Here is an 11,829-nt window from a genome sequence, read left to right on the forward strand (position 1 = left end):
TTATTTTTCGTGCTGGAAGACGAATAAGATGTAAGATAAAGTAAGTAATTTGGCAAGCTTATATGGCGTTGATAAAATTCTGACTTTGAATGAATGATGATATTGATGCGCCCGGTTTTTCTGTTGCTTGCGTTTTTTTTCAGTACAAATAGTCTGGCTCAGGAAAACCAGCAAGAATTAAAAAAAACCGTGCGCCAACCCTGAGGTTCATGGGCAAACAGGTATCAATACATGCAAGAAATATACCTTTGATCAGACGGAAGCTGAGTTGAATGCCGTGTACAAGAAAATCATGCGCGTGTATGCCGAAGACAAGATTTTCCTGCGCCAGTTGAAAGTCTCACAAGCGCTTTGGCTCAAGCTTCGTGAGGCCGAGCTGAGCACAAAGTATCCGGATTACAGCGCTATCGGCAAGCTTGAAGGAAGTTCCTTGCCGGGCTGTGAATACAGCTATCGCAAACAAACACGCTTGAGCGCATTGCCCATCTCAAACGCTGGTTACAGGGAGAGCAAGATGGTGACTATTGCTCAGGATCAGTAGAGCTGACGAGTGTTCTTAAATCGAAAAATAAATAAAACTTGATCGCGTGTGAACATAAAAATGCTGTAAAAATGTTTTAATTTTGAGAGGTATTATTAAATGAAAAAAATCGCTTTAATCTCCAGCCTGTCTGCCGTAGCTGTCTTGTCAGCCTGCTCGACCGCGCCTGTAAAACAAGCTGGACCAGCTACGCCAGCATTGCAGACTGTAGGCGTGCCCGCCAGTCTGAAAGCCCCGGCTGGTGAAGTCCTGGCTTTCCAGATGGCAGCGACAGGCGTGCAGATTTATGATTGCAAGGTCAACAAGGAAGCCGCCAAGAAATTTGAATGGGTATTCCGCGCCCCTGAAGCTGAACTGTATGCCAGTCATGACAGCAGCAACGCCAAACTGGGTAAACATTATGCGGGTCCAAGCTGGGAAGCGAATGATGGCAGCAAGGTTTTAGCTGAAGTCGTCGCTAAAGCAGATAGCCCTGATACCAGTGCCATCCCATGGTTATTGTTGAAAACCAAATCCACTAGTGGTTCAGGTACTTTCTCCAAAGTTACCAGCATACAGCGCGTGGTCACGGTGGGTGGCAAGGCACCACTGAGCGGTTGCTCGGATTTCCAGATTGGCGCAGAAACACGTACACCTTATAAAGCAACGTATTATTTCTTTACGGCAAAATGATTGTCCCCTGATGTCAATATGAGTTCATAATAGACTTCCCTTTATGAACCCATATTGCGATGATACTGGACGGTTTTGATCTCGCCATCTTGCGCTATCTGCAAAAGAATATCCGCCATTCAGCCGAGCTGATAGGGGCTGATATAGGCTTGTCTGCCACTGCAGTGCAAAGACGTATACGCAAACTGCGAGACGAAGGCGTGATCAGGGCCGAGGTAGCAATCGTCTCTCCACAGGCGGTTGGTTATCCGCTGACAGTCATGGTCGAGGTCGCTTTCAAGAAGGGCCTGGGTGACATCATCGACAACTTCAAGCAGGATATGCAGGCGCTGACCGAGGTCCAGCAATGTTTCTACCTGGCAGGCGAGTTTGATTTCATGCTCATCGTGCAAACCACGGATATGGCAGCCTACGAGCGCTTTACCCGTGCGGTATTGTTTATCAATGAGAACATCCTCAAATTCCGTACCACAGTCGTCATGGATACTGTCAAGCAAAGTTATAGCCTGCCGATTTAAAAGTCGTAGGCAAACGCACTTTTTCTGCAAACTGGAGAATGATGGTGCCTGGATTTAAGCTATCCCAAGTGCTACAAGCCATATTGTTTGCCTGTGTCCTGACAGGCATATTGACAGGTGTACTGGTACAGCAAATGGGATTTGGTTTGCTGGTCTCACTGGTCAGCCTGGCACACGCGCTGGTGCTGGGTTTGCCTGCATTTTGGTTGTTCAGCAGGGCAAAGGCTGCCAATGTCTGGACGACAGTAAGCTGTGGTTTCCTGATAGGCCTGATACCCGTCAGTCTATTGAACTGGAATATCACATTTCTGTACCTGGTATTTGCCTGGATAGGCAGCGTCATTGCCTGGCTGTTCTGGGTCAGTCTGACGCTGCTTGCAGCGCGAAGCAAGTCCACCACCGACACTGAATCCAGACCCGCCAAGCCAGAATAAGCTACGTGCTGGCCTGCCTATAAATCAAAAGGGTCGCGGCAAAGCGCTTGCAAGTGCAGGTTATTGTCGTGAAATATCCTGTGATGATCGTGGCATATATTAATACACAGGTATTCATCATCCAGTTCCTTCATCGCCAGTGCATAAGCAGCAGACCTGATGTCGGGCTTGTCGAGATGGCGGGCCGCGGCGACAGCCTCATAAAACCGCATATAGGCTGCACGCGCCTCAGGCTGTGGTGCCTGTTTTTCATAGACGCCAAAGTACTGGTCGGCGTCATCATAATCTTGTATCCAGCCCCGGGCGACTATATCAAATTCTCCGCTGGCCACGTAGTCATAGACTTGCTCTGCATTTTTTGTACGTATCAATTCACAGTGAATGCCGCAAGCCTGTAACACTGAGTTGGCGCAATCAAGGGCGGCTGTCAAAGGCCCGCGCCCGATTGCATAAATGATGCGGACTGAAGTCGCAGAAAAGTGCGCCTGCCAGCGTTGTTGGAATTCAGCCAGGCTGAATTCATGCGCCGGTCTGGCAGGGACAGTCAATATATCCGCTGGAATAAAATCGGCATGGAAAACTGCCGCCAGTTTTTCTCTTGCCTGTTGTTGTACCAGTGTATGAAAATCCTTGCGCATCTCCGGCTTGTTGAATATCCCCGCAGCATTCAATATCAGCATGCCTGACCAGCGGTCACGCAGTGGTGTCGACCGCATTTTTGGCATGCTATCGAGCACAGCGTCAAGCTTCAGTTGATGCTTGCGCTCCAGCAGTGCTGCATTCGCCCTGCCTGTTTGCAAGGCCTGTAATACATCGTCAAAACGGTCATATAGCTGTATGCAGACATTCTCAGGCAGGTGCCGCGCCCCAGCATAGCCGGGATTGTGCTGAAATTGTATTTCAGTGTCAGTAGCCATCGATACCATCATGGGGCCAGAGCCTGTCAGCTCGCCAGTATCAGTTTGCAGACAAATACCCATGGCAGGATGAGCGATAATTTCCAGCAATGGACAGTAGGGCCGCTGCAATTGTATGAGCAGGCGATTCTGTTCATCATCTGCATACAGGCCTGCCGGTATTTCGCCTTCACTGCAAGTGCCTGCATCCGTATTTATGCCAGCCAGCAGTTCGCGCCAGGTGTTGGCAAAGATGGAAGTGGATGAAGGCCAGACATGGCGTGCAAAGCTGCGTGCCACATGGCTGGCCAATACAGGCTGGCCATTCTGAAAACAGGCAGGGGCAATCACAAACGACCATTTAGTAAAGTCGGCAGAATGCGTCCAGCTACTCGTCAGTTCTGCAAGGGGAGCATCACCTGAGTGATTAATGCGTAGCAAAGTCTGGTATAGCAGCGAGCTCAGCGGGTGACAGACGGCATCTGTCTTTAGCGGGTCTATATGAAAGAGATTATGTATGGTCGCGATATGCAGGGTCATGGGCGAACAGGATAACAGTCAAAACACTATTCTCCCTTTTCAGCCATGCAGGCAAGCGGCGTATTTCATCTTGAAAAGCCGCCATGCGGCAAATTTGGACAATAGTGTTGCAGATCAAAGTGGTAGTTCAAATCTGTAACCTACGCCATACACAGAATGCAGGCATTCATTGTCAGGTAGCTTGCTCTGTATTTTTTTACGGATATTTTTGATATGGGTGTCAACTGTCCTGTCATTGATATCACGCTGGTCTTCATGCGCAAAGTCCAGCAATTGCTGGCGTGAAAAAACCCGTTCGGGATGGCTGATGAATTCAGCCAGCAAACGGTATTCTACCGGCGTCAGGTTCAGGGGCTGGCTATCCAGCAGTATGCGCAGTTGCTGCTTGTCGATGGCAAAACGCGATGGAGTGGCAAGCGGTTGCTTGTCGCGAGCAGCCATGGTGCGGCGCAAATGCACCTTGACGCGCGCAACTACTTCACGCGGGCTGAAGGGTTTGCAGACATAGTCATCGGCTCCGGTTTCCAGGCCCAGCAATCTGTCGACCTCTTCCACCCTGGCAGTCAGCATGATGATGGGGAGCTGGCTGAACTTGCGCACTTCCCGGCAAATGCTGATACCGTCCAGTTCAGGCAGCATCAGGTCCAGCAAGATCAGATCAGGCTGTGATGATCTGATTTGCTCCAGCGCCAGCCTGCCATTGATTTCATGGCTGACCTGATAGCCAGCCGCCAGCAAATAATCTCTCAGCAGGGCAGCGATTTTCAGATCGTCTTCAACGACAAATATGTGAGCCTTGGTTTCCATGACAATCGCCTATGCTGTTTTGATGCAGGGTAATTGTATAAGTATTTTCACGCCACCCAGGTGTGATGGCATTGCGCTGATATGTCCGCCATGTGCTTCCACGATGACTTTGCAAATGGATAGTCCCAGGCCACTGCCACCATTGGCGCGGCTGCGTGCATAATCAGCGCGGTACAGGCGGTCAAACAGCAAGGCATGCTTGCCATCAGCGACGCCGGGTGCGCTATCTTCCAGGCTCAGTTCCAGCATTGCACCATTCCGTATCAGGCTGCAGACGATGACACCACCGCTGTCAGTATAGCGTATGCAGTTTTCCAGCAGATTGCCGAATACCTGGGTGAGACGGCCACCATCCGCCTTGATCCATGCAGGCATGTCACCCAACTGGCTTTCCAGCCGCAGGCCAGCTTGTTCCAGTCGCAAGGCAAAGCGTTGCAGCAAATCTGCCAGCAAGGGGCGCAGGTCCATGGACACAAATTGATAATGCAGGTCGCCGCTATCGGCCAGCGTCAACTGACGGATATCATCGACCAGCTTGTTCAGATGGCGCACCTCGGCATGCAGGGATTCCAGTGCAGCTGGCGTGATGTGGCGCACACCATCCATCAGGGCTTCTATCTCGCCTTGTATTACCGTCAGGGGAGTGCGCAATTCGTGGGAAATATCGGCCAGCAATTTGCTTCTTTGTGCCTCATTTCTTTCCAGGTTTTGTGCCATGCTATTGATATCACGTGCCAGGTCGCCAAGTTCGTCCTGGCTGATCATTTCTGCCCTGGCATCCAGCTGACCCTTGGAAATTTTTGCAGTGACCTGATGCAGGGACTTCAATGGCCGCAATAAATGCCTGGCCAGCCATAGCGAAAATGCCAGCGATATCAGTATCAGTACCAGGGCCAGCCATAAGGTATGGCGTATCTGCACACTGACAAAGTCCATCGCACTGGCATTTGAGATTTGCCGCAAGGGTGCCAGTCTCAGCATGCCTATTTTCTCATTGCCCAGCATGATGGGGACGATGTTGCCACCCGGTGCATCGCCGGGGCCTATCAAGGCAATGCCATGCTTGTCTATCAGTGACAGTCGTTGCCCGAAGCCCATGGGATCTATCGGTGGTCTTTGCTCCGGTGGTGCATCGCGTGGTGGCCTGTCCTGGCCGCGTGGCGGCGGTGGCGGGCGTCGTTCATCACGGTCTTCCGCTTCACCTTCACGCGGCCTTCTGCGTGGTGGCGGTGGCGGGGCATCTTCATTTTGCGGGCGCGGCTGGCTGCGTATCTGGTCCAGCAAATCGCGCATGGGGCGGCGGTTGGCCTGGAAACGGTCAAAATTGCCATTTTGACGATAATCTTCTGCCAGCAAATTGCTGAGCCTCACCAGGTCTTGTCTTTCCAGATCGCTGAGATAGGCAATAAAGCCACTTTTCAGGTTTTGACTGGTCACCCAGGCCAGTGTGCCTATGCTGATAATCACAATTGCCATAATGGCCAGAGCAAGCTTGCGGGCGATCGTCAGACGCATACTTCAGGGCTCCTGGATTGTATTGAATATTATTGACTTGCCATGGTGCCAGTCAATTATGGAGGAATCATGAAGTTATGACGATGATCTCTGAATAAATATTTCCCTGTGATTTTTTTGTACAACAGACGAAAAAAACCAGGGTCTCCATTTTTTCTTCACATTCAGCAGCCATCCTGTACTCAGTCTCAGATTTTGGGCATGGGTATGTCCGGTTTCTTGAGTAGGAAAAAATGACACTCTAAGGGAGACTCACCATGAATTCATCTGCACAATTACACTGGCAGCTCAGCAAACGCAGAGCGCAAATGTCCATTGCCATATTGACGCTGTTAAGCCTGGCAGCCTGTGGCGGAAGTAGCACGACGGCAGGATCGGCAGACAATGCAGCACAAGCCGTACCACCTGACACCATCTTGACAGGCCTGGTTACAACAGCGCCCGCTCCTGCTCTTGCTGCTCCACCGGCAGACCAGCCCAGCCTGATACCTTTCGCCAATGAAGAGGGCGCAGTATTGACGGTGTCAAGCACCGGCAGCATAGACAAGAATAATGCTTTCTTTAAAGCCTTTGGCAACGGCCGCAGTTGCGCCACCTGCCACCAGGAAAGCCAGGGCTGGAGTATCAGTCCTGATTCTCTGCAGGCGAGATTCGCACAAACAAATGGCGATGACCCGGTTTTCCGTCTGGTGGATGGAGCAAACTCACCCAATGCCCTGGTAGCGACCATAGATCAAAAACGTCTGGCCTATAGCATGCTGTTGACCAAGGGATTAATCCGTGTGGGTTTGCCAGTGCCTGCAGATGCTGAGTTTACCCTGATCAAGGTGGATGACCCCTATGGCTATGCCAGCACAAAAGAAGTGTCATTATTCCGCAGACCTATGCCGACTACCAATCTCAAGTTCTTGAGTACAGTCATGTGGGATGGCCGTGAAACTTTCACAGATGCACGGTCCAATATATGCATACGCAATACCCGTCCCCTGCAATGTTTTTCCAGCACCGATGTTGATTTGCTGCATCAATCCAATAGTGCAGTCACTGGTCATGCACAAGCAGCACAAGGTTTGACTGCGGCAGAGCAGCGCAGCATCGTCGATTTTGAGAAGACCTTATTTACTGCGCAAATCACCAGCCTGGTCGCAGGCAACCTGACAGATGCTGGCGCCAAAGGCGGCCCTGCTGAACTGGCAAAGAATAATTTTTATTTCGGCATCAATGACATTGAAGCCGGTGACTATCTCACGGGAGCCCCATTTGATCGCAACGTCATGAACATGTTCACAGCCTGGCGCGGCCTGGATAGGCCTGTGCCACCCAATCCACCGGTGCAAGGCCGACCACCACAGCCGCCTCAGCCACCAACGGCTATCAATCTTGCAAGGGGCTCCATTGCCAGGGGCGAACAGATATTCAATAACAAACCATTCAATATCACCCGCGTTGCCGGCTTCAATGATGAATTGCGAGTACCTTTGCAGCGTGCAACTTGTGCCAGCTGCCATAGCGTAGGAAACGTAGGTTCACATTCAGTACCGCGTCTGTTCAACACCGGCGTTTCAGATGCCAGCTTGCGCACACCTGATATGCCCTTGTATACGCTGAGGAATAAACTGACTGGTGAAACCGTGGAAACTACCGATCCCGGCAGTGCCATGGCGACTGGAAAATGGAAAGACATAGGCCGCTTCAAAGTACCCAGCCTGCGTGCCATCGAAGCCCGTTCGCCGTATTTCCATAATGGCGGCATGGTGGAAATAAGCGATGTTGTCAGGTTCTACGACAAGCGTTTCAATATAGGTTTGACGCCGCAGGAAGTGATTGATCTGAGCGAGTTTTTGAAGGTGCTTTGATTGCACTCAGAGTGAATTAAAAGAGCAGGCTTGATGGCCTGCTCTTTTCTTCAATTGGAATAAAAACAGCGGCCGCAAACATGCTGATAACGCTCATTCCCGCCTATATCAATTTGCTCGCCAGACTTCATGCGCCGGCCATTTTCATCAACACGAATATTCATCGTCGCCTTCTTGCCGCAGGTGCAAATATTTTTTAATTCTTCTATATCGTCAGCCAGTGCCAGCAGATAAGCAGAGCCGGTAAATGGTTCACCGAGGAAGTCACTGCGCAAACCATAACAAATCACAGGCACGCCGCGTACTTGCGCCAGCTGATGCAATTGCCGCACCTGATCTGCCGACAGAAATTGCGCTTCATCCACCAGCACACAACTGACCTTGGGTGTTTCTGCCAAAAAATCAAAATGGCTATCAAAGACTTCAGCCTGTCTTTGTGGACCCAGTCGCGAAGTCACTTTGCCTGCGCCGTAACGGTTGTCGATGGCTGCTGTATAGAGAAGAACTTTTTGTCCCTGCTCTTCATAATTGTGTGCCACTTGCAAAAGTGCCGTGGATTTCCCTGCGTTCATTGCTGAATATTATCCCCAATTTATTCAAAGATGATGTGAATGAGTGCCGGTTGCGGGGCCTAGAAGTCATTTTTCCAAGTTTTCGAAGAGATTCGATACGTACATCAATCTACATTGCTTCCGCCAGCAAAGAGTCTATGGCCACTCAAGATTTACTATACTTCCTTGCTCCTACAACGGGTCGAGCATGGTGGCTAGCGCAAGTTACTTTTGGCTCAGAAAATCGCCCACGCCTCCTGGCACAGTCCTCACCTTACCCAATAAATGCGGGCAAATATTTTAGCGCCAGCTCTACCAAGTGGTCCTCCACGTTGCTTGGGAGGACCGACCGAGCGCTACCCACTTTTCGAGTTCAGTGCCAAGCTAAGCGAATTATCGAACCCCAGCAGCAAAGTTGAAGTTGCCTATAAATAACGAGCCCATGTTACAATTTGCGTACTGATATTTACCTTGGGCTACTCAAATGCGATACACTACGATGGTTGTCACAGCGTCAATCGTTGCCCTGTCCACTGGCTGCGCAACCTCCGTGCAAAATGGGCCCAAGGTGCGAACTCTCAGCATAGCGGAAGCATCCGCGTACGAGCGCACCCTGCAAGCCAGAGCGACCCCAAGTCATATGCTGCCGGACCGAAAATATGTTCAACCGGTAAACAAGCGAGAACCGTGCAAATTACCGACCACTGTTGACCAGTTAGAGCGTAGCAATTTCCGCGCTTTTTGGGATGGCCAATGCAAAAATGGCTTCGCATTCGGACTCGGACGAGACATCGCCATTTCTGACACGCATCACCAAGAAGAGATAACCATTTACAGTGCCGACGGTGATAATTTCCGCGGACCTAGCGTAGCGTATGATTTTGTAAACAATATGATTCACTATGTGACACGCGGCGAGCAATATCCTGCGGCGACATGGTTCAGAGAGGCAATTTCTTCCGATGGCGAAAATTTCCAAATAGTTCAGTCATTCGGCGTGACGGACGAAGCCGGAAATAATCTATACACAGAATATTCACCATTAAGTCCTACTCGCTTTTTTTTAAATGATAGTCAGAATGTCGTTTTTAAGTTTACGGATAACTCCGCCATGCCTGTGGTGAATGCGTCCGTCGCCAACTTTGCTGCTGAAATTCTTGACCCAACGACTAAAACCTCGGGAGGTGTGGCAATTATTCGATACGGCACCGGTGAGGTGAGGCATGTAAAGCTAGGCGGACCATCACCAGAGATGGTTGCATTGCCCACCGAGTATTTTAACCATCTGAGTGGAAAGCTTAAGGCCGTACAGGTCGCACTTGCTGCTGGCCAAATCAAACTGGAACGTGCTAAACAGATAGAGCGCGAGTATCTACATATGGCATGCAATGGCAAACACACAATTGAAGGCTTAGATAAGGCGACTGTCACCAAAATTTGTGACTGGCGCAATAAATTTAAACCCGCTTATGACAAATCTCTCGCGAAATATACGAGTGAGATGGAGCAGCTACGAAAACGAGCGGAAGTTGCAGAGCAGCAGCGGTTAGCTCAACAACAAATCAATGTCCAGCAACGCCAATTGCAACAGCAACAATCGCAGCAGGAGTTGCAATCTTTTTCGAACACGCTCGTACAATTCGGACAGCAAATGCAAAACGCTGGACAGCAGTCCCTTAACAGTGTGAAGTTACCCTCTACTCAAGTTGATTTTGGTCCAGTTAAACCACTTGGCGGAGGCGTGGTGGTCACATGCATGAAGGTCACGGACTCGAGTGCATATTGCCGCGATTAACGACTTATCCACTTTTGAGGAGCCAGAATGAAGCTTGATGAGTTCTATTCCAACAAAAAGGACGGGGAAATCTCGGCCACGGAGGCGCAATCTCTTAATGAAGAGTTGGCAAAAATATCGCTTAATGATATTCCACTTGACTGTAGAGCGCTCGTTGCTGATTACTTGACTTTGGCTCTCAATATGCAGTCTGTAAGGAAGGAAATTAGTCCAGCATTGGATTCATTGCTCTCGGAAATACAAGCACAAGGGTAAGTATGGACAGACCTGTTGACGATACGTAGAACAACAAATCGGAGGCCACACCCTTCGCCGCGTTACGTCCAGACTTTCCCCCGGCCGGTCAACCTGTGTTGGTTTCAGGCGCTCTGCCCCAAACTCCAAATGACTCAATATAAAGGGAGGTTTTACGCAACAGGTTGCACCCCGCCCGAGATACAGGTGTGCTGGGATGTCTGTGAAGACCTCGCCCAATTTCCCAAACGTATGCGATATGTATTTCTTCGGCAGCAAGCAGGGGACAGGGGGCATTGCGGGTTTCTTCAGCTCTGGCGGTTGTATAAACGATTCGGCTCTCATCGGATGTGTGGTGCATAAGTTTGCGCAGGAACGCAACTACCGACACCACCATTTTTGAGCCTACGCCCATACACATGTCTATGACCGTGAGTGGGTGGTGCCCCCCCCTTTTCTATCGTTAGAGTAATTCGCCTGCACGCACAAGTATCGGCCTTATTAAACTGGGCTAGTGCCCACATATCCCCCATCGGCTCTTTGCTCAGGTTAATGAATTCAAAAGGATGAGTCCGAATTACTTGGGCCACCTCATGCAAATACTTTTGCCCGATGGTCAGTAACAATTCACCAAACTCGGGCTGAAACCAGTAGGCCTCTTTATAGTATTCTCAATCGTGGTTTCCGCCCTTCCAGTCGGCCGCCTAATTTTTGAGCAACTGATTTCGAGGTAGCAATCCAAAATGTTCTGCCAAATATGACGTCCTGTTCCTTCTACGTTCTCTGTCTTGTGCTTCACTCCACCCTAGTGGGGCAAAGCCTTGCGACGGGTGGTGAATACTGACCAGGGCGGACTTTGGATTAGGAGGGGCTGGAGCTACATATTCGATGTAGGGATGGAGCGGCTCCGACTTCCGAAATTCGGTCCCGTGACAGAGCGAGGTAGTCAGAGTTCCTCGATAGTCGTGATGCTTGCCGACTCTGAACTCTTGAGTAAGAAGGTCCATGAACCTGTCATCAGGTTCTACGACAAGCGTTTCAATATCGGTTTGACGCCGCAGGAAGTTATTGATCTGAGGGAGTTTCTGAAGGTGCTTTAATTGGAATAAAAACAACGGCCACAAACATGCTGATAACGCTCATTCCCGCCTATATCAATTTGCTCGCCAGACTTCATGCGCCTGCCATTTTCATCGACACGAATATTCATCGTCGCCTTCTTGCCGCAGGTGCAAATATTTTTTAATTCTTCTATATCGTCAGCCAATGCCAGCAGATAAGCAGAGCCGGTAAATGGTTCACCCAGGAAGTCACTGCGCAAGCCATAACAAATCACAGGCACGCCGCGTACTTGCGCCAGCTGATGCAATTGCCGCACCTGATCTGCCGACAGAAATTGCGCTTCATCCACCAGCACACAACTGACCTTGGGTGTTTCTGCCAAAAAATCAAAATGGCTATCAAAGACGT

The 11,829-nt window shown here is 50.1% G+C and carries 11 protein-coding genes and 1 pseudogene; 7 read left to right on the plus strand and 5 right to left on the minus strand.

Annotated features, from left to right (window positions below):
- Nucleotides 1-202 precede the first annotated feature (202 nt).
- The 4 genes and pseudogenes from DFR42_RS10580 to DFR42_RS10595 form a co-directional block, all read left to right on the plus strand.
- Nucleotides 203-541 (plus strand): annotated as a pseudogene (locus DFR42_RS10580) (lysozyme inhibitor LprI family protein); the annotation flags it as partial.
- A 99-nt stretch (nt 542-640) separates the two neighbouring features.
- Nucleotides 641-1,213, plus strand: a complete 573-nt coding sequence (locus DFR42_RS10585) for a DUF3455 domain-containing protein (protein ID WP_110254905.1) — start codon at nt 641-643, stop codon at nt 1,211-1,213.
- Between the two features lie 59 nt (nt 1,214-1,272).
- Entirely contained in the window at nt 1,273-1,731 is a 459-nt protein-coding gene (locus DFR42_RS10590) for an Lrp/AsnC family transcriptional regulator (protein WP_110254906.1), read from the plus strand.
- A gap of 68 nt (nt 1,732-1,799) precedes the next feature.
- Complete coding sequence (locus tag DFR42_RS10595) at nt 1,800-2,165, plus strand: hypothetical protein (protein ID WP_146218821.1); 366 nt, start codon at nt 1,800-1,802, stop codon at nt 2,163-2,165.
- Nucleotides 2,166-2,182: 17 nt separating this feature from the next.
- Here the strand turns inward: DFR42_RS10595 and DFR42_RS10600 are convergent, their stop codons facing one another.
- The 3 genes from DFR42_RS10600 to DFR42_RS10610 all read right to left on the minus strand — a co-directional run bounded on the left by DFR42_RS10600 (nt 2,183) and on the right by DFR42_RS10610 (nt 5,923).
- Nucleotides 2,183-3,601 carry an ABC transporter substrate-binding protein gene (locus tag DFR42_RS10600; protein ID WP_110254908.1) on the minus strand — a complete coding sequence of 473 codons (1,419 nt, stop codon included), beginning with the start codon at nt 3,599-3,601 and terminating at the stop codon, nt 2,183-2,185.
- A 114-nt stretch (nt 3,602-3,715) separates the two neighbouring features.
- Entirely contained in the window at nt 3,716-4,408 is a 693-nt protein-coding gene (locus DFR42_RS10605; protein ID WP_110254909.1) for a response regulator, read from the minus strand.
- Nucleotides 4,409-4,417: 9 nt separating this feature from the next.
- Nucleotides 4,418-5,923, minus strand: coding sequence for an ATP-binding protein (locus tag DFR42_RS10610; RefSeq protein WP_110254910.1), 1,506 nt, complete (start codon nt 5,921-5,923; stop codon nt 4,418-4,420).
- Between the two features lie 257 nt (nt 5,924-6,180).
- Between DFR42_RS10610 and DFR42_RS10615 the strand changes: the two genes are divergently transcribed.
- Complete coding sequence (locus tag DFR42_RS10615; RefSeq protein WP_245936908.1) at nt 6,181-7,779, plus strand: cytochrome C; 1,599 nt, start codon at nt 6,181-6,183, stop codon at nt 7,777-7,779.
- Nucleotides 7,780-7,829: 50 nt separating this feature from the next.
- Here DFR42_RS10615 and DFR42_RS10620 read toward each other — a convergent pair whose 3' ends face one another.
- Complete coding sequence (locus tag DFR42_RS10620; RefSeq protein ID WP_110254911.1) at nt 7,830-8,351, minus strand: thymidine kinase; 522 nt, start codon at nt 8,349-8,351, stop codon at nt 7,830-7,832.
- A gap of 478 nt (nt 8,352-8,829) precedes the next feature.
- Here DFR42_RS10620 and DFR42_RS10625 point away from each other — a divergent pair, with 478 nt between their 5' ends.
- Both DFR42_RS10625 and DFR42_RS10630 read left to right on the plus strand, forming a co-directional pair.
- A complete protein-coding gene (locus DFR42_RS10625) occupies nt 8,830-10,125 on the plus strand; it encodes a hypothetical protein (protein ID WP_110254912.1) in 1,296 nt (431 codons plus the stop codon).
- A 27-nt stretch (nt 10,126-10,152) separates the two neighbouring features.
- Nucleotides 10,153-10,380, plus strand: coding sequence for a hypothetical protein (locus DFR42_RS10630; protein WP_110254913.1), 228 nt, complete (start codon nt 10,153-10,155; stop codon nt 10,378-10,380).
- A gap of 1,075 nt (nt 10,381-11,455) precedes the next feature.
- On the opposite strand, the gene DFR42_RS10640 is transcribed toward DFR42_RS10630, so the two are convergent.
- The coding region (locus tag DFR42_RS10640; RefSeq protein WP_110254915.1) for a thymidine kinase at nt 11,456-11,829 on the minus strand (374 nt) is incomplete at its 5' end.

It is taken from the genome of Undibacterium pigrum (assembly GCF_003201815.1).
In the GTDB taxonomy this organism is placed as follows: domain Bacteria; phylum Pseudomonadota; class Gammaproteobacteria; order Burkholderiales; family Burkholderiaceae_D; genus Undibacterium; species Undibacterium pigrum.

Coding starts and splice junctions, on each gene's coding strand:
- DFR42_RS10585 (WP_110254905.1), top strand. CDS start 641: ATGAAAAAAATCGCTTTAATCTCCAGCCTGTCTGCCGTAGCTGTCTTG.
- DFR42_RS10590 (WP_110254906.1), top strand. CDS start 1,273: ATGATACTGGACGGTTTTGATCTCGCCATCTTGCGCTATCTGCAAAAG.
- DFR42_RS10600 (WP_110254908.1), bottom strand. CDS start 3,601: ATGACCCTGCATATCGCGACCATACATAATCTCTTTCATATAGACCCG.
- DFR42_RS10605 (WP_110254909.1), bottom strand. CDS start 4,408: ATGGAAACCAAGGCTCACATATTTGTCGTTGAAGACGATCTGAAAATC.
- DFR42_RS10610 (WP_110254910.1), bottom strand. CDS start 5,923: ATGCGTCTGACGATCGCCCGCAAGCTTGCTCTGGCCATTATGGCAATT.
- DFR42_RS10615 (WP_245936908.1), top strand. CDS start 6,181: ATGAATTCATCTGCACAATTACACTGGCAGCTCAGCAAACGCAGAGCG.
- DFR42_RS10620 (WP_110254911.1), bottom strand. CDS start 8,351: ATGAACGCAGGGAAATCCACGGCACTTTTGCAAGTGGCACACAATTAT.
- DFR42_RS10625 (WP_110254912.1), top strand. CDS start 8,830: ATGGTTGTCACAGCGTCAATCGTTGCCCTGTCCACTGGCTGCGCAACC.
- DFR42_RS10630 (WP_110254913.1), top strand. CDS start 10,153: ATGAAGCTTGATGAGTTCTATTCCAACAAAAAGGACGGGGAAATCTCG.